This window comes from Sorangium sp. So ce295 (genome assembly GCF_051527405.1).
GTDB lineage: Bacteria > Myxococcota_A > Polyangia > Polyangiales > Polyangiaceae > Sorangium > Sorangium cellulosum_B.
The window spans coordinates 12,760,154-12,780,017 of the sequence record NZ_CP150324.1; the positions used below are offsets into that span (position 1 = coordinate 12,760,154).

Sequence of the window (19,864 nt, forward strand, 5' to 3'; positions counted from 1 at the left end):
AAGTCGATGACGATCGTGAGCTCGAGATTCGAGAGCCGCGGGTAGGTGAGGGCGTGCGCGGCCCCCCTTTCACCGAGCGCCGCCGTGCTCCGCGAGCCACCCGTTCACCGCCGTGAGCGCACGCTTCGCGTACTCCCCCTCTTCGGCCGCATAGGCGTCGCGCGCCTGGGTCGCGAGCTCGACCGCCCGCGCCCGGTCCCGCGCCGAGCCCCAGAGCGCCCTGGCCGCGTGGAAGCGGGTATCGGCGAGCTCGATCGGAGAGACGCCCTCGCCCTTCGCCGCATAGATGGCGAGCGCCCGCTCGGCGAACGGGCGCGCCTTTCCCGGCTCGCCCTTCTCGTTGTAGGCGCTGGCGATCCCGGTGAGCATCGACGCGACCGCATGCGAGCTCGGGCCCACGGCCTTCTCCTGGATCGCCGCGGCGCGCTCGAGGCGCACAAGGCCCTCGGCGTACCTCTTCTGCGCGACGAGCGTGCTCCCCAGGTTGGCGAGCGAGGCGGCAACGCTCGCGTGATCGGGGCCGAGCGCCTTCTCGCGGATCGCGAGCGACCGCTCGTAATAGGGCGTCGCCTCGGCGAACTTCTGCTGCATCTCCAGGACGGCCCCGATGTTGTTGAGGGATGATGCGACGTCGGCGTGATCGGGGCCGAGCGCCTTCTCCCGGATGGCGAGCACCCGCTCGTGAGCACGCCTGGCCGCGTCGGTCTCTCCGAGCATGACGAGCGCAATGCCGAGGTTGTTGACGGAGGCCGCCAGGAACGGGTGATCGGGGCCGAGCGCCTTTTCCTGGATGGCGATGGCGCGCTCGATCCGGGGCAAGGCATCTCGGTATTTGCCCTGGGTGTTGAAGAGGCGACCCAGGCTGTTGAGCGTGAGCGCGACGCTCGGATGAGAGGCGCCCAGCGTCTCCTCCCGGACGGCGAGCGCTCGCGTGGTTGCGCGCTCCGCGTCGTCGAACCGCTCGAGGTGGAGGAGGACGGTGCCAAGGCGGCTCCACGTCGCCCCGACCTCGGGATGCTTCGGGCCGAGGGCCTTCTCGAGGCCGGCCAGGGCGCGCTCGACGTGCTGCGCTGCCTCGCCGTACTTCCCCTGCTCGTCGAGGACGCTGCCCAGCGTGCCGAGCAGCCGCGCGCTCGCCAGCGTGTCGCCCCCCGTCCGCTCGACCGCGCCGTCGGCGGCCAGCTGCAGCGCGAGCGCGTCGGCGTGCCGGCCTCCCAGGTAGCCGACAACGTAGATGAGCTGCGGCCATGCCTCCGCCGCGAGGGCGTCGTCCCTGGCCCGCGCCGCCGCGCGCAGCGCCTCGCGGAGCGCCGCCTCCGCGGCCGGGGCGTCGTGCGCGTCCCGCGCCGCGCGCCCGAGCATCAAGAGCGCCTCCGCCTCGATCGGGGCATGATCCGCCGCACGGGCCTCGTCGGCGAGCGGCCGCGCGAGCGCGAGCGCCTCGCCGAACTTGCCGGCCTCATCGAGGGCCCTGACCTCGGCAAGGCGACCCCGCAGCGCGTCGATGCGGGCCCGCGCCGCGGCGTCGGCGGGCGGCGGGATCGCCGCGGTCAGCGCGCCCGCGTCCGCGCAGCGCTCGAGGCCCGGGAGCGCGAGCGACGCCTCGATCGATCGATCGAGCACCTCGGCGTCCGCTCGTTGCGCGAAGAGCGCCGTGAGCGCCCCCATCTCCTGGCGGCGGCGCTCCAGGCACAGCGTCCGGAGATCGAGCAGCCCGGCCGACTGATCGCCCCTCACATGCGTGGCCTCGCACGAGTCGGCGTACATCGCGACCCACGCGCGCGCTCGATCGCCGAGCGCCTTCTCGACGCGCCGGTACGTGTCCTCCGCGTGCGGCCGCCCGGTGCCGGCGAACGCTGCCCGCACCTTTGCCATCGTCGCCTCGTCCCAGACGCCCGCGAGCCTCGCCTCGCCGCCCTTGCAGAGCCTGTCCGCAGGCTGCCGCGCGAACGCGAACACGAGCAGGCCCGCGAGCGCGAGCCCCGACGCCGCGACGAGCCCGCGCCTCCACGCCGCCGCCGGATCCTTCGAGAGATCGGCGAGCAGCGCGTCCATGTCGGGGTATCGAGCGTCCCGATCGACGGAGAGCCCGCGCTCGAGACAGCGGCGGATCCGCGCCGGCATCTCGGCCCCTCGCGGCGGCTCTCGCACCCGCCCGAGCGCCACGTTCTCGCGCAGCTCGTCGTAGGTCTTGCCGGCGAACGGACGCTCGCCCGCGAGCGCCTCCCACAGCGACACGCAGAACGCGTACTGATCGGCCCGCGCATCCGCGGCCTCTCGCCGGTGCTGCTCCGGCGCCATGTAGACCGGCGTCCCCAGGAACGAGCCCGAACGCGTGAGCGCGGCCTCTAGCCCCGCCTCCGCGGTGCCGCCGCCGGCGTCGCCCTCCGCGAGCCCCGCGAGCCCGAAGTCCGTGACGCGCACGCGGCCGTCGGCGCCGACAAGGACGTTGTCGGGCTTGAAATCGCGGTGCACGAGGCCCGCGTGGTGCACCTGCGACAGCCCTTTGCCCGCCTGGAGGAAGGCCGCCACGACCTCCGAGGCGGGCCGCCGCTTCTCCGCGCAGAACGCGCGCAGCGTCCGGCCCTCGACGTGCTCCATCACCACGCGCACCTGCCCGCCCGAGGCGTCGACCTCGTGCACGGTGACGACGTTGGGGTGCTTGATCCTCGCCATGGCCTGCGCCTCGCGGACGAGCCGCGCGAGCGCCGTCGCCGCGCCCGAGCGCCCCAGCACCTCGGGCCGCAGCACCTTGATCGCCACGTCGCGGCCGAGCACGTGATCGCGCGCTCGCACCACCACGCCCATGCCGCCCTCGCCGAGGCGATCGATCACCTCGAACCGGCCGAGCTTCGTCCCCGGGCGCAGATCGAGCGACGCCTCGGATCCGGGCGGCGCCGGAGGCCCGGACGCTCCCCCGTCCGGGGCGACAACGGTGCTTGCGAGCGGATCGATCGTGAGGCTCGAGGACACGTGCTCGTCGCGGGAGGTCGACCGCCTCGACGGGTGCTCCTCGGCGGTCGCGGAGTTCGACCGCGGCTCCTCCGAGAGCAGCGCCTCGCAGCGGGTGCAACGCGGGTTGAAGGGTGAGTTCTCCGCGCTGCACCCCGGGCAGATGATCACGCTCTCGCCCAGGCTCACAGGACCCTGTGTAGCATGCCGCGTCGCGGCCTGCGGTTCCCGCGTCGCCCTCTCTCGGGTGGTGGGGTACTTTGACTGAAGGTGGGTCTCTTGAACCGCCAAGGCGCCAAGGGCGCCAAGAAAATCCCAATCATCTTGGCGTCTTATGGCGCCTTGGCGGTTCCATCATCCCGGCAGGGCGGGGGAGAGGCGGCTACCAGCAGGTCGGCTGACCCTGGCAGCACCCGGGCTCCCCGGGCTCGCAGGTCTGCTCGTCGCAGTCCGCCATGCAGGCATCCCGGTCGGCGGCGCAAAACTCGTAGTCTTCGCCCGCCCGGGTGCAGGCCAGGAAGACCCTGGCGCACTGGCCCTTGCAGTTGATCAGCTCCTGGCTCGCCTCGCCCACCTCGACTTCGGGGGACGGCTCCTCGGCGATCTCGACCTGACAGCCGAACAGGGTGAAGCTCGCCAGCAGCGACGCGAAAAGGACAAACATGGATCGTTGGGTGACGCGAGTGACCATTGGACTCTCCTCGATGGTGACCTGACAGGTGGACAGCGATACGATTTTGCAGGTGCCATGCCACGGCCAACGGGCCCGGCGTCCGTCGGCGAGCTCCCGCGTTTACGCCGAAAACGAGGCCTATCGCTCCCCGGATCTCCGGAGCTGAGCACGAGGCTGCCGAGCCCCCTGTCTCTCTGGAGGAGACACCTGTTCCTCGCGGCGAACAGCGCGCCGGCTCGCGGCGAACAGCCACGACGTGAACTCATCATCCGATGAGAGCGTCCTGAGCTCCGCTCCCTCCACCAAGAGAGAGACGCCTTGCACGGCGAGGATCAGCCGCCGAGCCACCGCCGCGCGAGCTCGAGCGTGCGGGCGTTGTCGGGGACGTGCTCGAGAAAGCGCTCGCGCCAGGCCGGGTCGCCGAGCTTCTCGGCGCGCGCGAGCAGGGCCGTCCTGGCCGCGCTGATCGCGGCGGCGGCCTCGTCGTGCCTACCGCTCGCGGAGAGCACCTCGGCGCAGGTCAGGCGGACGAACGACTCGCCCTCTTCGATGGTTCCGAACGACTCCAGCGTGGCGTTGGCGTCGGCTGCTGTCCGGACTGCGTCGTCGATGCGGCCGAGTCCGAGCTGCACGCGCGCGAGGACCGCAAAGGCCTGCACGCCGAGCGTCGGTATGCCGGGAGCGAGCGAGATGGCAGCGCGCGCTTCGCGCTCGGCGGTCTCGAGATCGCCGGCGGCGAGGGCGATCCTCCCGAGGCAGCAGCGGGACATCATCTCCACACGCGCGCCGCTCGCTTCCCGGCTCGGCGTGGCGCCTGCTTCTGCGAGCCTCCGCGCCTCGGCCAGCTGCCCGCGATGCGTGAGGATCTGCGCGAGGTTCGACTCCACGACGATCTTCAGATCCCAGAGCTGCAACCGGTCGGTTTCGTCCCTGGATGCGCGCAGCAACGACTCCGCCCTCTCGAAGTCGCCGAGCTCCGCGTAGAAAAAGCCGAGATTTGCTCGGGCGCTGCAGGTATTGCGACGATCGCCAGCCTGGTCATAGGCGGACAGCGCGGTCTCCAGGCGGTTCGCGCCGGCGCTGAGGTCACCAGTGCACATCGCGTAGCACGCGCGCGCGTCGTGGAGGCGTCCAATCACCTCCAGGTCTTGTATCCCTGATTTTGCGAGAACGCGCTCGACGGTCTCCATCAGAGCGTCCCCTTCGGCATAGCGCCCACTCATGGTCAGCATCATCGCACCGGCGCTGAGACACGTGAGCTTGACGCACTGAGCGTTGCCTGCGGCTGGCGCATCCGCCGCCATGGCCAGCCATCGCTCCAGCGCGTCGAACGATCCCTGCTTGGACGAGGCCAGGCACAGCTGCTCGATGGCCGAGAACCATGTGGTCGAGCCTCGCTCGACCCGCTCGATCGCCTCCAGGCCTCGCTCCACGGCGAGCGTGGAATCGCCGCTCCATACATGCGCTTCGGCTTGAACTCGGCGGAGCCTGCCCGCGGTCTCTCCAGCGGCGCCGCAGCCGATGCCGCGGTCGGCCCGCTCCACCGCCGTGCGCAGATCGTTGCCGCGAAGCGCCTCTTCCGCGGCGCGCAGGTACGCCTCCGCCGCCCGCGCCGGCGCGTCGCCGAGCTCGAAGTGCTCCGCGAGCGCCATCGCGTCTGCGCCGCCGGTCCGTTCCAGCCAGTCGCCCGCGAGCGCGTGGCCGACACGGCGGTCGCGCTCGGTGAGCATGCCATACGCGGCTTCCCGGACCAGCGCATGGTGGAACCCGTACTCCACCTCGCCTGCGACACGCGCCTCGTGGCGCCGCAGGATGAGCTCCCGCCGCGCGAGCTCGCCCAGCCGCGGCGCCACCGGCGCGCCGCCCACGAGGGCGGCGATTCCACCCTCCCAGAACGTCTCACCGAAGACGCTCGCCGCGCGCAGGACGCGCCGCTCTTCGACACTCAGCGCCTCGAGCCGCGCCTGCACCATGGCGAGCGCCGTCTCGGGCGTGCCCGCGCTCCTGCCCTCGGCGACCGCGCGGATCTGCTCCTCCAGCATGAACGCGTTGCCCTCGGCGCAGGAGACGAGCCTCTCGATCTGCTCGGCGCCGACGCTTTCTCCGAGCACCTCCCGCACGAGCCGCTCACCCGCGCGCCGGGGCAGCGGAGCGAGGCTGAGCCGGAGGCCGTGGCGCTCGCTCCAGAGCGCCGGGAAGAGCTCTTCGACCTCTGGACGAGCGAGCGCCAGGACGAACAAGGGCAGGTCCCTGGCGTGCCGGAGCGCGGCGTCGATCAAGGTCACCGTGGGCAGATCGCCCCAGTGGAGGTCCTCCAGCACCACGAGCACCGGCTGCCGCTGGCACTCGGCCTTGACGAAGTCCACGAACGCCTCGCGGAGGCGATCGCCCATCAGCATCGGGTTCTGCCGCGCCGCGCTGAGCTGCACGTCGCCTTCGTCGGGGAACGCCGTCCCGACGAGCTCGCCGAGGAACGCCGCGACGTGCGGGCGCTTGGCCCCGAGCCTCTCGAGCTGCTCGACCCGGTCGCGCACCTTGCTCCGCCGCACCTCCAGCGGCTCGCCGTCGAGGATGCGCATGGCGCGGCGGAGCGCCTGGGACAGCAGGCCAAACGCCGAGCCGGCCGCCATCGGATCGGCCCTGCCGATCCAGATCTCGGCGGCCTCGCGCTGCTCCTCGAGGGCGCGGAGGAACTCCCAGGCGAGGCGCGACTTGCCTAGACCGGGGGCGCCCACGACGACCACGGCGCTCGCGGAGCCCTCGTCCACGCAGTGGCGCCACTCGGCCGCGAGCTGAGAGAGCTCGCGCTCGCGCCCCACACAGGGCGTCGGCTTCCCGAGCAACCTGGGGACAGTGTCCGGCTCCGCCTTGGGGCCGCGAAGCCAGCATCCTTCGGGCTCGCGCGCCGTATCGAAGCGGCTCGCGAGCAGGCTCGCCGTCGCTTCGTCGAGCCGGATGCCCGAGGGCAGCGGGCCGTCACGCCCGGCGATGAGCTGCGCCACGCGATCGACGAGCTCGCCGACAGGCAACCTCCCCTCGATCTCCGCCAGCCCCGTCGCGGCGGCCATCGGTGCGCCGCCAAGCACCGTCCGGAGCGCGAGCGCGCAGTGGGCCGCTCGCACCGCGAGGTCGGTCGGGGACTCGGCGCCCGACAGCGCGACGAGCAGCCAGCGCGATTGGAGCACATCGAGGCTCCCGCCGTGGCGCGCCACGATGTCCCGCAGCGCCTGGGTCCGCGCGGCGCCCTCGGCGTCCGAGAGCGTGGCGTCTGTCTCGTCCGTGCCGTTGGCGGTCAAAATGACACACATGACCCTGCGCTCGGCCGTCGTGATCGCCTCGCTCGACGCGGACGGCGCCGAGACGGCGCCCGCTCCGCCGTGGCGCCCGTCGGCCAGCACCGCGAGCTCCGCTGCGACGGCGGCGCCGTCGCGCGGCCGCTGCGCTGCCTCCTTCGACAGCATCCGCGTCACCAGGCGCTCGAACGGCTCGGGGATGCCGCCGCGGAGCTCCCCGAGCCGCGGTGGATCTTCCAGGACGACCTTCACGAGCAGCGCGAGCACGCTGCCGCCCAGGAACGGCGGGCGCCCGGCGAGGCACTGAAACAGCACGCATCCGAGCGCGAACACGTCGGCGCGGGCGTCGACGGCCAGGTCGCCGCGCGCCTGCTCGGGGGAGATGTACCCGGGCGTTCCGAGGATCGCTCCGGGCGACGTGAGGCTCGGCGCGAGCCGGAGATTGCGCGCGATACCGAAGTCGAGCAGCGTGACGCGCTCGACGTCGCCGTCGACGAGCATCAGGTTGCTCGGCTTGAGGTCGCGGTGAACGATGCCGAGGCCATGGACGGCGCCAAGCGTTTCCGCCACGCGCGCGGCCAGCGTCACGCTCTCGTCGAACGTCAGCGGTCCTTCGGTGAGCCGCTCCTCCAGGGTGACGCCTTCGAGCCACTCCATGGCCAGGTACGGCTGCCCCGCGCCGGTCACGCCGTGCGCGACATACTGCACGACGCCGGGCAATCGCAGCGTGACGAGCGCCTCCGCCTCTCGCGCGAACCGGCGCAGATCGCGCTCGCTGGCGCCCTGCAGGACCTTGAGCGCGATCGCCTCTCCCGACTGCCGATCGCGCGCGCGGTACACGTCCCCCATCCCGCCGGAGGCGGCGAAACGCTCGACTTCGAACCGATCCTCGACGAGGTCCAGCACGTGCATGGCGCTTCCTATGTACTCGCGCCGGGCACCTGACAGCGGTTCGGCGCCGCAGAGCCGTCGCCCAACGATGTCGTGCCGCCGGTGGTCAACGAATCGCCGTCAGAACACGAACTTGAGGTGTCCGCCGACAGTCGCGAGCACCAGCGAGTACTTCCCGTTGCCGAGGTCGTAATCCGAGCCGGTCACCGTGCGCGGCAGGATGCCCTGCACGCGGACGTCGCCCGAGAGCGACACGCGATCGCTGAGCTTCAAGACGCCGCCGACGTCCCCGATCAGCCGGTGGTTGTCGGGCGAGGCCACGTCGATCGTGCTGTCCGGCGAGGCCGCCGACTGATACCCGACCGACGCCGTCGCCAGAAACGCCTCGCTCAGCTTGTACTTGGCGCCGATCTCCGCCCACACCGTGTCGTTCCACCTGCGCGGCAGCGTCACGGTGACGCGATCGGTGATCCCGAGCTTCGGCTGGGCGAGGTCCGGAGACGAGGCCTCGACGACGAACGCCTCGATGTCCGAATAGAGCACGTACGAGAGGAGCCCATCGAGGCTGAGCTTGTCGTTCACCCGGTAGCCGACGCCGGCGGTGAGTCGCTTGGGGAGCGTGAACGAGAGCTCCACGTCGCCCTCGACCAGCGGCTTGTACTGCAGGCCCTGCTCGGCGAGGTCCTGCGTGAAGAACGGGTGGTCCATGTCGATGGCGAACTTGCCCTTGTACCGCATCGCGGCGCTGTGCTGGTACGTGAGGCCGAAGCGAAGGTCCTTGTTGGGATTGAAGGCCAGCCCGATGTGGAAGGACGCGCCGTGCGACAGAGCCTCCTTGATCGAGATGGAGCGCGCGAGGACGTCCAGCTCGCGCAGCTCGGACGGCGTGTTCGGGCCGAAGTCGTTGTCCTGCTTGAGGTAGTCGAGGCCGTCGTGGAACTCCTTGAGGCTCCCGAAGTCCTGCACCTTCGAGAGCTCCGCGAGGCCGCTGACGTAGGATACGCCGGCGCCGAGCGAGACCTGGTCGGTCAGCTTGAGCCCGGCGGCCGCCGTGAGCGACGTCGAGACGATGAACGCCTGCCGGAGCTGCCAGCGCTGCGCGCCGTCCTGGAAGCTGAGCGCCGCGGCATAGGGCACGTACAGGCCGACGCCCACGGTCAGGCGATTGGGCAGGACCGGGATCGCCAGGAAGGCGTTGCCCGTCGGCGCGATCGGCGTCGTCGACACCTCCTCGGCGCGGCCGCGCTTGCTGGGGTCGACGTTCGCCGGATCGAGCGGGAGCTTGAACTGAAGCGTGTCCGGCGTCTGGTACGTGCCGAGCCGCTCGCGCTGGTAGGTCGCGTGGCCGACGATGAGGCCCGCGCCCAGGACGAGCTCCGGCCGCTGGACCCCGGCGAGCTCGGCCGGGTTCCAGTAGACGGCCGCGGCGTCGGCCGTCGTGGGGCCCGAAAGGCCGCTCGTCACCCAGGGCGCGTCGATGCCCGAGGCGTGCGCGTCCCGCGCCGTCAGGCAGGCGAGGCCTGTCGCGAGCGAGAGCGCGGCGAGTTCACGTCCTGTTCGTTGACGCGCACGGGCGCGGGCACCGGCACGGGCGCGGGGCCGCAGGGGCGGCGGAGCTCCTTGCATGAGACGGGTCCTCACGGTGGGGGGGCCGATCACTGGATCCGGGTGAGGGTGAGCGAGAGGCGATGGGGGCTCGGCTTGTCGCCGATCCTGATCTCGTAGCGGTGCCCCTCGTCGTCCGCGAAGTACAGCGTATCTCCTGCCTTGACCTCCACCTTCTCGTGGAGCGCGTCGCCGTCGATCTCCTCGGTCGTCGACACCTTCTTCTCGAGCCCGGCGTCGGAGAAGAAGCCAGGGCTCTCGTAGGCATAGTCGCGCACGCGCGCGCCGTCCGCGTCCTTGCGGATGTCGTCGGGCGCGACGAAGTAGAGGTAATCCCGCTGGCCGGCGACGCCGCTCTCGGTGCTCGGCTGGTAGAGGTAGAAGTCCGCGTCGCCGGCGGCGTTGTTGTTGAGCTCGAGCGCCATGTCCTTGAGGACCGCTGGATCGCTCGCGAGGTTCTCCTTGATGCTCGCGACGAGATCCTCGGTCTTCACGCCGACCGGCACGTCGCGCAGGGTCACCTCGAGGTCGGCTTCCCCCTCGGCGAGGCCGCCGTCATGGAGCCGCGCCTGGGCCACGTCGAGGAGGATATCCCAGAAGTAGGACGGCGCCGGAGGCGGGTCTTCCAGGATGACGCTCTCGTCGACGCTGATCTCGGTCCACCCGCTCTCGTCGATGCAGACCTTCACGGCCTCGAAGTCGCTCGTCGAGGTGCCCGCGGGCGCGTAGGTCGAGCAGTGATCCTCGATCTGGGCTGCCCTGAGCTCACCCGCGCGGGCGAGGATGTGCTCGAACTCCCAGAGCGGCTGTTCCCACACGGGCGAGTTGCCGCGCGGCGCGGGCTCCCGGCTCGTGCCGCCCGGCAGGAGCATCGCGTTCTCGGGGATGGCCAGCGTCAGCTCGCCGATGCTCAGGTTCCTGGCGAGGTTGTCCAGGACGAGCCAGTCCTCCTGGCTGAAATCGAACAGGGTGTCTATCTGGCCGGGCGTGCTGTTGACGCTCGCGACATCGGCCATCGTGGCGTCGACCCCCTTGTACGGCAGGGCGTTGACGTCGACGCGGACCGTCATCGTGAAGTCGTCGAGGGCCGCCTTCACCCCCGACGCGGCCTTGATGAAGCCGGGGTGCTCCGCGCCGCCCGGGTCGTCCGGATCGAGCGGCGTCGGGCCGAACTGCGCGGCGAGACCGGCGAAATCGGTGACGACGTCGTACAGCGTGACGGGGATGGAGTGCGGCGCGACAGGGTAGACGCCGTCCGGGTGCTCGTCGTTCGCCGGCCCTCTCCGGTGCTGGGTATTCGGGTGGGTGCTGACGAGGTTCTCCAGGACGGCCTGCGAGGTGATCTGGACGGGGATGAGCCGCTCGTTGGCGGCCGCGCCCGTGAGGTCCGCGAGGATTTTGGAGGTCGGGAGCCCCACGGCGTTGCCGACCCCGAGCAGGCCCTCGAGGCTCGTGCCGCGGAGGTCGGCGTTCTCCGGCGTCATGTTCAGGAGCCCGACGAGGTTCCGCGACGCCGGCGGGAGCGCCGCGATCTCCGCGGGGGGCATGTACATGACCTTGAGCAGCGCGTTCTCGATGAGCGTCGAGATGTCGAGATCGAGCAGCCATATCCCTTCGAGGGTGGGCCGCGGAATGGCCTTGAGCTCCTCGAGCGTGAGCGTCTTGGCGAAGCCCCTCGCGTCGAACCGCAGGAACTCGAGCGTGAGCGTGCGGCTCTGGCGCACGCCGAGCACCGGCGGGGGCGGCGCCTGCTCCACCGTGACGGCATCGACGCAGCCGGGCAGCGCAGTGGAGAGCGCGGTGGCGAGCAGGGGGCCGAGCCGGGAGAGCCGGCGGGCGGCGGGGCGGGTGCGGTCTCGCGCTTCCATGATCAGAGCTTCTCCACGTCGGCGGTGATCTCCACCGGATCGTCGCTCTCGGGCACGTAGAAGCGGACCTCGTAGACGGCGCCCTCGTCGTCCTGCATGTACAGCGTGGTCTCGCCCGGCGGCAGCCTGTATTTCTCGTGCGTCGTGTCGTCGAGGCCGTCGAGATCCTTGCTGGAGACCTTGCTCGCCTCGCTGAGGTCCGGGCTCGTGAAGAAGCCGGGACTTTCGTAGGTGTAGGCGCGGGGGGCCTCCGAGCTTTGATCCGAAGGCCGGAGGTCGTCCTCGGCGACGAAGAACAAGGTGGGCGCGCCGTCGGGCGCGCCGCGGCCGTAGAAGAAGTCGAGCCCGTCGTTGTTGACCCAGTAACGGCCCAGGATGATCTCGGCGATCTCGTTGGCCTGGCTCTGCAGGGTCGGGCGGAGGTCGGCCACGATCTCATCGGCGGTCAGGCCGATGCCGACGTTGTGGAGCGCGAAGACCGGCTGGGCGGCGCCTTCCTGGATCTCGGGGTTGCCGTCGCCGGTGGGGTCGTGGATGGCGGTCTGAGCCACATCGGCGAGCAGCTCCCAGAAGAATTGCGGACCTGGTACGTCGGGCGGAGGATCGGGCGGAAATGAGATGTTGCCGAGGAAGACAGACCACCCGCGAGGATTGCCTTCTTGGCCGATATTCACGCCGAGCGCGCACTTCCCGCCAGCCCGGAAGTAACATCCCGAGTAAGGTGCGCGGTCGCGGTACGTGAGGTAACCCGCCGTCCCGACGATCGACTCAAGCAGGTAGGGGGGAACGGACCAGATATAGTCGGTGCCGACGGGGGCATCCGGGGAGTTGGTCTTGCAGTCCGGGTTATGGTCGCCGTCGCAAGGCGGCACTGCGGACGGGAGTTCGCGCAGAGAGATCCTCACGTCCACGATCGGCGCCGGTGCGATGCCGCTGATCTGGAGCTTGTCGGGATCGTTGAAGTCGAACTGCAGCGGCGCGTCGCCGTCGCGCAAGAACATGTCGCCGCCCCCCTTCGAGAGGTCGACCCCGGCGACCCTGCGCAGCCCCGACTCGGCGACGACGCGCATCTGGAAATCCGGCAGCAGGACGTCGCTCTTGGTGGTGAATGCCTCGTCATCGGGGACGAGCACGCCGGGATGGTCTCCGGATGGGCCGAGCTTCTGGGAGAGCGGCTGAAGATCGAACAGCGCTTCGTAGAGCGTGACAGGCATCCTCACGCCGTCCGCCGCGGGGATGGCCGGGTGCGTGCCGAGTAGCTGCTGCTGGAGAGCGCTGATGAGCTTGTCCATCGGCACGAGCGGCGCCGTCCGGTTGCCGCGCACGGCCTCCGGAGCCGGCTCGACGCTCAGATCGACATTGACGGCGTCGGCGAGGACATCGGCGAAGTCGAACGCGAAGGTGCCGGGGTTATCCTCGAAGAATTTGTTCAAATCCTCGAGCGACGTCCCCGTCACATCGGCGTTGGCGGGCGTCATGCTGAGCAGCCGGACGAGCGCGAACTCCGGGGAGGTTCGCCACTCTGCCCCGAAGCTCCGGCCGAGTTCGGTGAGCGAGCAGTCGTGGCCGGGGTTCGCGCTGTCATTCCGCCACGATTGCCCACACGCGTTTTGGATCTGCTCCAGCGCGTTCCGGAGCAGTTCGGTCGTGTCCACGTCGAGGATCGTGATCTTCTTGGCGCCGTCCTCGCCGAAGACCTGGAGCGCCTTCTGCTTGTCGAGCTCCAGCACGACCGATGGGACCTCGGCGTCGTCGATGCGCAGGCGGAACCGGTTCGGCTCCTCGATGACCACGCCGCCGCCTCCGCCGCCCTCGCCGCCGCTCCCCCCGCCGCCCGCGGCCCCGCTGCCGCCGCCTCCTCCGTCGTCACCGCACGCGGCGAGCGCGGCGAGCAGCACGAGGGAGACGCCGCGGAGCGCGGCGCCGCGCCGGGAGGAGAGGGCGAGCGAGAAGTGCGTCATGCGAGGGTTCCTCGTCGAGGGATCGTTTCGAGATCCGCAGGAAGAGACGCCCGATGCTACCGAACTTCGAAGCGGCGGCGCGACAAAGAGTTCGTGCCGCGACGGCGCGGTGAGCTCGATCCGCGACGACGCCAGGCGCGCCAGGACACGTGTCGGTGTCCTTCGGCTGCTCGTCCGCTTGTCGGTCTTCTGTCGCCGAGCTGTTTGGCGCCTGTCTACGCGTCCCTGAGATCGCTCTGGACGTTCGCTGCTGGCATGGACGGCTCGCTCGACGCGTCCGCCTGTGCGTTCGTTACGGTCGCGGGCGGCTCATGCGGCGCGGCCGCGGCCGGCTCAACCGGCGGGGCCGCGGGCGGCTCGGCCGGCGTCGCCGGCGGCGGTGGCCGCATGGACGACGGCGCTCCCACGAGCTCGCGCGTCCGGTCGAAGAACGCGCGCAGCAGCGTGAGGCTCGGCTTGCGCTTGCCCGCCGCGATCGCGAGCACCTCCTCGCGGATCGCGGCGTTGATCGGCGTCGCGATGCCGAGCGCCGCGCCGCGCTCGACGACCTCGCCGTTCAGGAAGTCGACGGCCGGCGGGCGGCCTCGCTCGATGGCGGCGAGCATCGAGGAGCGCATGCGGCGGAAGCGAGCGCCCACCGCGAGGAGCAGCGCGTGCTTCGCGAAGAGCCCCGGCGAGCCCACGGCGGTGCGCTCGGCGTCCGTGAGCGCGATCCAGTCGAGGTCGAGCGTCCCTGCGACCTTCTCGAGGCGCACGCCGATCGTGCGCGAGACCTGCACGGTCTCGGTCATGATCTCCAGCGCGAGGCGGCGGACGAAGCGGTGCCTGAGCAGCACGCCGAGGCGATCGCCGCCGACGGTGCCGAGCGACGAGATGGCGCAGTTGATGGCGAGCTTCGACCAGCGCGCGCCGGCGAGGTTGTCCGTCACGGTCGTCGGTCCGATCGCCTCGAGGATGCGCGCGAGCTCGTCGAGGCGCGGGTCGCTCGCCCCGTCGAGCCGCCCGAGGACGAAGCCGCCGCTCGAGGTGCGGTCGTACACGCCGGGCTCCACCATCGAGGCGCCCCACGCGACGATCCCCCCGAAGGTGCGCTCCGGGCCGGCGATGCGCGCGATGCGCTCCTCGCAGAGGCCATTCTGGAGGCAGATCATGGCGCCCGTCGGGGCGAGGTGCGCGACCGCGTTCCGCGCGGCCTCCTCGACCTGCGGCGGCTGCGTCGCCAGGAGGATGTAGTCGAAGGGTCGGGTGTCCGGGCCGAGCTCCCGCACCGCGCGGCCCCCGACCGTGCCGGGGCTCGCATCGCCGCGCACCCGGAAACCGACGGCGTTGATGGCGTCCGCGATGAGCGGGTTCGTCGTGAAGGCGGTGACGTCGTGGCCCTGCTCGAACAGGTACGCGGCGACGATGCCGCCGATCCCGCCGCAGCCGACGACGAGCAGCCGGGGGGCGGAAGACGCGGGGGCCACGGAGGCACCCGGGGCAAGCTCGGCAGGTGAATCGATGAAGCTCATGAAAGATCCATTACCACCGCTGCGGCGCGGGCTCGACGGGCTCGAGGGGTAGCCGCAGAGGGAGAGGCTGGTCGGAAGCGCTGCCGCGGAAGCGGCGGGAGCGACCGTCGGGGGGCTCCGGAGGAGCGCGATGACGGGACGCGTCGAATTGTGCCGCCTCTGCCGGCGCTCGCGCTGGTGATGTCCCGCCGAGCGGCGTACAAACACGCCATGTCGACCGAGCGATCAGCGCCCGGCTTGCGGCTCACGAGGCTGGACGTCCGCAACTTCCGCGGCATCGACGAGATCAGCCTCGATCTGCGCGACGCACAGGGGGCGGCGATCGATCTCGTCGTGCTCGCGGGGGCCAACGGCTCTGGCAAGACGGCGCTGCTGGAGGCGATCCTCCTGCTGCTGCACAGGCCGGACAAGCTGCCGGGCGATGCGGCGCCCCTCCGGGAGCAGATCCGCTTCGGAGCCGAGGCCCTGGAGCTCCGGGGGGAGTTTCGTTTCCAGGAGCGCGACGAGCTCGTGGACTTCCACACCGAGCTGCGCGTCGCGCACGATACTCCTGCACGATCGGGAAATTTCCTCAGAGCTCACGGCCTCGAGCCTCAGGAGACCCTCCCGGGTTACGGCTGGAGCAGGGATGCTCGGTTCGACGCGAACGTGGAGTACTTCTCCGCCCGGCGTGAGCCCGAGGCGCTCGGCGAAGTGGTCAATCCGGGCGGCGCGCGCTCCGACGTCGAGGCGCACCGGCTGCGCGAGCTGAAGAGGCGCCTGATCAGCGCCTACTATCGCGATCTTCGCGCCCAGGCGCGGCGCGGGAAGCCTGTCACGGAGGCGCCCGCCAACGGGGGAGCGCGAGCTGCCCAGGACGACGGCCCCTTCGCCCGCCTGCAGCGCCTGTGGGAGCGCTTCAACGGCGCCGGGCAGACGCTCGACGTGATCCCGGTGAGCAATGATCCCGGCTCCGGCGACGAGGTGGTCCTCCGGGACGACCTCCCCGTCCCCGAGGACGTGACCAGTCTCGAGATGGCGCGCCGGCTCGCCCCGGCCCGCCCCGATATCCCGCGCATGGTGCCGCTGGATCGTCTGAGCTCCGGCCAGGTATCCTTGCTCGCGTTCGCTGGTCCGCTTGTCTTCCGGGACGCGCCGACCGACGTTCTGCTGATCGACGAGCCCGAGCAGCACCTGCACGTCCAGTGGCAGAGCCTGCTCATACCCGCGTTGAGGGAGCTCTCCCCGACGACGCAGATCCTTGTCGCGACGCACTCGGAGGCCATCCTGGACTCGGCCTTGAGCTACGAGCGCTTCATCCTCGTCGAGGACGAGGATCCGCGGGCCCATCTGGACGATGGCGGGGAAGGAGAGCTGCTCGCGGCGACCCCGGCCTCATGAAGACCACGCTGCGCGAACTGTATCGGGGTCCGCTCACGGTCTGGGTCGAGGACCGCGTCACCCACGCGGTGCTCACCGATGTGTGGGGCGATCCGCAGATCAACGTGCTCGTTGGCGATGGCAAGGCGGGCGTGACGCACATGGTTAACGCGAGCCCGCCCGGGCTGCACGTCTATGGCGTGGTGGATCGCGACTTCGACGACGACAACGCGGCCAGGTGGACATCGCCGGGCTGCCGTGTGCTCCGGCTGCCAGCTCACGAGATCGAGAATCTGCTGCTCGACTTCGATGTCCTGGCATCGCTGTCCGGCAGCGAGCCGGCGGCCCGCATCCGGAAGCTCGCACACGACCACGCGCAGAAGATGCGGTTCTGGATGATCTGCTGTCGCGTGCTCTGGGACATGCAACGAGATCTGGGCAAGGGCTTCCCCGAGCGTCCGCCGAATCCCACGGGGCTGCAGAGCCTCGATGAGGTGAAGCGATACCTCGACAAGAGCGCCTACTGGTCCGAGCACGGCGTTGCCTGGCAGAACTGGCGCCAGGGCAGCGTGCGCTCTCCGTGGATTGATGCCGCTTGCGACGAGCTCCAGAAGCACCTCGATGGTGACGAGTGGATCCGTTCGTTCTCGGGCAAGGAGCTCTTCCGCTTCCTCCGGTCGAATGTCTCCGCGCTCGATCGCACGCCGGCGCGACCCCCGCAGCCGAACTCATCCGAGCGAGACCTGAACCTGGCCAAGGCGATCGCCCGCAAGATGCGGGAGGCTGGCAGTAGTCAGTCTGTGTTCGTCGAGCTCCGGCAGGTGCTGCGGAAAAAGGCGGGCCTTTCCTGAGGACATAGCGGGCTCCATGCCCCCTCGACCGCCGCTGGCGCAGCCTACGGCCCCGCCCGATCCGCGTAACTTGGGGTCCCCCTCAATCGACCGGCGCCAGCACCTCGATCGCCTTCGGCTCCAGCGTGACCGTGATCGGCAGCTTCCCGAGCGGCTCGCCGTCCACGTCGAGGAAGAACGACTGCTCGACGTCGCGGTTCAGGAGCGTGAGCTCGATGCTATCGCACTGGAAGTGGCGCACGTCCGGGTGGCGGATGTGCGAGCCCGTGTACATGCCGGTCGACACGGCCGCGAAGCGGAGGTGGGGCGCGGCGCCCAGGTCGATGACGTCGAACACGCCGTCGTCGAGCTTCGCCATCGGCGCGAGCTGCATGCCCGCGCCGAAGAAGCGGCCGTTGCAGATCCCCACCATGCGCGTCGAGATCTCCTCTTCGCGGCGCTCCCCGCGCAGCGTCGTCACGCAGCGCACCCGGCCGACGCGGCTGCGGACGAGGCCCCGGAGCGAGGCGAGCGAGTAGGCGAGCGTGTTGCCGAGCACCCGCGACGACTCGTTGACCAGCGAGACCACGACGCCGCTCATGCCCGCGGAGAGGACGTTGACGAAGAACGCGTCGGCCCGCTGGCCGTCGCGCGTCTCGTACGAGAGGCGGCCCACGTCGAGCTGGCGCGTGTGGCCGCTCGCGATCGCGGTGCAAAAGCTGTCGAGCCGGCGGGTGAGCTTCAGCGTCTTGCAGAGATCGCTGCCGGTGCCCGCGCCGATGATCCCGAGCCGCGTGCCGGTGGCGCCCCGGTCCCTCGCCTGCATAAGGCCGTTCACCACCTCGCTGATGCTGCCGTCCCCGCCGACCGCCACGACGGTCTCGCGCCCGCCGAGCGCGGCTTCGCGCGCGAGATCGACGGCGTGGCGCGGGCGCTCCGTGCGCACGATGTCGACGTCGCCGAGGATGCGGCGGATGGGCGTCAGCATCTCGTCGAAGAGCCTGCCCGTCTTTCCGCCGCTGGACCGGGGGTTCACGATGAGGAGGGGGCGCATGCGGGCACCGATGCTAGATGCCGCAGGCCGCCCAGGGCGAGGTGTTTTTGTCGAGAGCCCTGCGGGCCGACGCCCCGGCGCGCTCGGCGGCGGTCACTGCTTCGTGCAGCCGCAGCCGCAGTCGTCGCTGAAGTAGCTCCAGCCGGGCTCGCACACGAAGCGGATCCGGGCGCACTCGTCATGGCTCTGCCCGACGTACTTGAGCATCGGGCTGTCGGTCCCGCAGCCTGGCGGGCTGCTCGCGCCCGGCGCGCCGCCGGCGCCGGTCGGCTCGCCCTCCGGGCCCCGCACGCTCCCCGTCTCCGCGCCCTTCGCGCTGTCGGCCGGCGGAGCTGCCACGGGCGCGCCGCTCGGGGCGCCGCGGCAACCCATGGCGAGCGAGCCGAGCAGCACGAGCAGCGATGGCGAGGAGAGGAGGTGTCGAGTTGGCATGAAGGGTGGCTCCGTTGGCAGAGACAGCCCCGCTCCGCGGGGCTCGGCGGTGAAGGCGCGTCGCTTACGCCCTCCCTCGATGGAGCTCCGACCGGCGCGAGCCGACGGGGTGGGGGAGCGCGGCGTCATTGCCCGAGCTCTCGTCGCGCGGGGCGCGCGCGGCGCCGGCCGGGAGCGCGGCGCCCTGGGCCTCCTCCTTTGCAGTCTTGGGCAGATCGGCCCCCGTATCGCTGGCGTCCTTGGCGCCCGCGCGCTTCCCCTCGGGCGAGCGGTGCTCGATGATGGCGTTGATCTCGGCCCCGAGGAGCACCGCCAGCGAGGAGATCCACATCCAGAGGAGGAGGATGATGACGCCGCCCAGAGCGCCGTAGCTCACCTCGTAGCTGCCGAAGCGGCTGACGTAAAAGGAGAAGCCGAGCGACGCGATGACCCAGATCACGACCGCCACGACCGACCCCGGGGTGATGAACTTGAACTTCTGCTCTACGTCGGGGAGCAAGTAATAGAGGGTTGCCAGGACCGCCATCACGATGAGCGCCGACACCGGCATGCGCAGCCAGAGGACAAGCGTCGCGAAGGGGCCGAGGTGCGCGGCGAGCGCCGGCGTGGCGACCGCGATCGCCGAGGCGACCGTCAGCAGGACGGCGCCGCCGATCGTGACCAGCAGGGCGATGCCGCGGCGCTTGAGGTACGACCGGCTGTCCTCGACGCCGTAGGCGGAGTTGAGCGAGTCCATCAGCGCGGTGACGCCTCCCGAGGCGGCCCAGACCGCGCCGAGGGCGCCGACGGTCAGGAGCGCCGGGCTCTGGCCTCCAGTGAGCGCCTGAAGGCGCTCGCCCAGGATGGTGGCCACGGCGGGCGGGGCCACCCGGTACAATTCGCCCATCAGCTGCGCGGACTCGGCAGGATCGATGACCAGGCCGGCGAGGGCGACCGCGAAGAGCAGGAACGGGAAGATCGCGAGGACACCGAAGAACGCGAGCGAAGCAGCGACGGTGTCGATCTTGTCCTTGATACATTCCTGCTTGATGTCGTTCAGGAAATCCTTCCAGGGGATCTCTCTTCCGGGCAGGTGCATGATGGACCTTCCGTGGGGCGCATGGAGCGCTGCTGGGTTCTTCCTGGGGCGGCTCGCGCCGGAGGCGCTGTACGCTGTCATGAAAAGCAACGCGGGTGCCAGGCCCGCGGCTGCAGCTCCCCGGACAGGTCGGCGATTTTCGCGCGCTGGGCCCCGGCCGAGCGCAGAGGCGGCTCGATCCTCGCGCGTGGCGCGAATTGCCCCACACGGCAGAACGGCCACGGCGCGAGCGCCCGAGGCCACCTGGCCGGGCGCTCGCGCCGTGGCCTCCGGCCGCCAGCGCGGGCGCCCCGCCGCCAGCGCGGGCGCTCCGCCCCGCGCGGCCGGGCGCTCCGCCGGCGGCCTGCCTGCGCCGCG

12 protein-coding genes are annotated in these 19,864 nt (G+C 70.9%); 2 read left to right on the forward strand and 10 right to left on the reverse strand.

The window, feature by feature from the left end; translation table 11 throughout:
- Positions 1 to 69: 69 nt before the first annotated feature.
- From WMF11_RS48175 to WMF11_RS48205, 7 genes are all read right to left on the reverse strand, one after another.
- Positions 70 to 3,141: a tetratricopeptide repeat protein gene (locus WMF11_RS48175; RefSeq protein ID WP_437975563.1), complete on the reverse strand. Its 3,072-nt coding sequence runs from the start codon at positions 3,139 to 3,141 to the stop codon at positions 70 to 72.
- 193 nt (positions 3,142 to 3,334) lie between these two features.
- Positions 3,335 to 3,616, reverse strand: a complete 282-nt coding sequence (locus tag WMF11_RS48180; RefSeq protein ID WP_437975564.1) for a hypothetical protein — start codon at positions 3,614 to 3,616, stop codon at positions 3,335 to 3,337.
- 341 nt (positions 3,617 to 3,957) lie between these two features.
- On the reverse strand, positions 3,958 to 7,830 hold the full coding sequence (locus tag WMF11_RS48185) for a protein kinase domain-containing protein (protein ID WP_437975565.1): 3,873 nt from the start codon (positions 7,828 to 7,830) through the stop codon (positions 3,958 to 3,960).
- Positions 7,831 to 7,929: 99 nt separating this feature from the next.
- Positions 7,930 to 9,273, reverse strand: coding sequence for an OmpP1/FadL family transporter (locus tag WMF11_RS48190; protein WP_437975566.1), 1,344 nt, complete (start codon positions 9,271 to 9,273; stop codon positions 7,930 to 7,932).
- Positions 9,274 to 9,464: 191 nt separating this feature from the next.
- Entirely contained in the window at positions 9,465 to 11,282 is a 1,818-nt protein-coding gene (locus WMF11_RS48195; RefSeq protein ID WP_437975567.1) for an acetyltransferase, read from the reverse strand.
- A 2-nt stretch (positions 11,283 to 11,284) separates the two neighbouring features.
- Positions 11,285 to 13,243, reverse strand: coding sequence for a hypothetical protein (locus WMF11_RS48200; protein WP_437975568.1), 1,959 nt, complete (start codon positions 13,241 to 13,243; stop codon positions 11,285 to 11,287).
- A gap of 215 nt (positions 13,244 to 13,458) precedes the next feature.
- Positions 13,459 to 14,754: a ketopantoate reductase family protein gene (locus tag WMF11_RS48205; RefSeq protein WP_437975569.1), complete on the reverse strand. Its 1,296-nt coding sequence runs from the start codon at positions 14,752 to 14,754 to the stop codon at positions 13,459 to 13,461.
- A 210-nt stretch (positions 14,755 to 14,964) separates the two neighbouring features.
- Here WMF11_RS48205 and WMF11_RS48210 point away from each other — a divergent pair, with 210 nt between their 5' ends.
- Both WMF11_RS48210 and WMF11_RS48215 read left to right on the forward strand, forming a co-directional pair.
- Positions 14,965 to 16,134, forward strand: coding sequence for an AAA family ATPase (locus WMF11_RS48210; protein WP_437975570.1), 1,170 nt, complete (start codon positions 14,965 to 14,967; stop codon positions 16,132 to 16,134).
- On the forward strand, positions 16,131 to 16,964 hold the full coding sequence (locus tag WMF11_RS48215; protein ID WP_437975571.1) for a hypothetical protein: 834 nt from the start codon (positions 16,131 to 16,133) through the stop codon (positions 16,962 to 16,964). The genes WMF11_RS48210 and WMF11_RS48215 overlap by 4 nt, the downstream gene beginning before the upstream one ends.
- An 82-nt stretch (positions 16,965 to 17,046) precedes the next feature.
- Here the strand turns inward: WMF11_RS48215 and WMF11_RS48220 are convergent, their stop codons facing one another.
- From WMF11_RS48220 to WMF11_RS48230, 3 genes are all read right to left on the reverse strand, one after another.
- A complete protein-coding gene (locus tag WMF11_RS48220; RefSeq protein ID WP_437975572.1) occupies positions 17,047 to 17,997 on the reverse strand; it encodes a diacylglycerol/lipid kinase family protein in 951 nt (316 codons plus the stop codon).
- A 93-nt stretch (positions 17,998 to 18,090) separates the two neighbouring features.
- Positions 18,091 to 18,429 carry a hypothetical protein gene (locus WMF11_RS48225; RefSeq protein ID WP_437547532.1) on the reverse strand — a complete coding sequence of 113 codons (339 nt, stop codon included), beginning with the start codon at positions 18,427 to 18,429 and terminating at the stop codon, positions 18,091 to 18,093.
- Positions 18,430 to 18,493: 64 nt separating this feature from the next.
- Positions 18,494 to 19,507: a YihY/virulence factor BrkB family protein gene (locus tag WMF11_RS48230; protein ID WP_437975573.1), complete on the reverse strand. Its 1,014-nt coding sequence runs from the start codon at positions 19,505 to 19,507 to the stop codon at positions 18,494 to 18,496.
- Between the last annotated feature and the right edge of the window lie 357 nt (positions 19,508 to 19,864).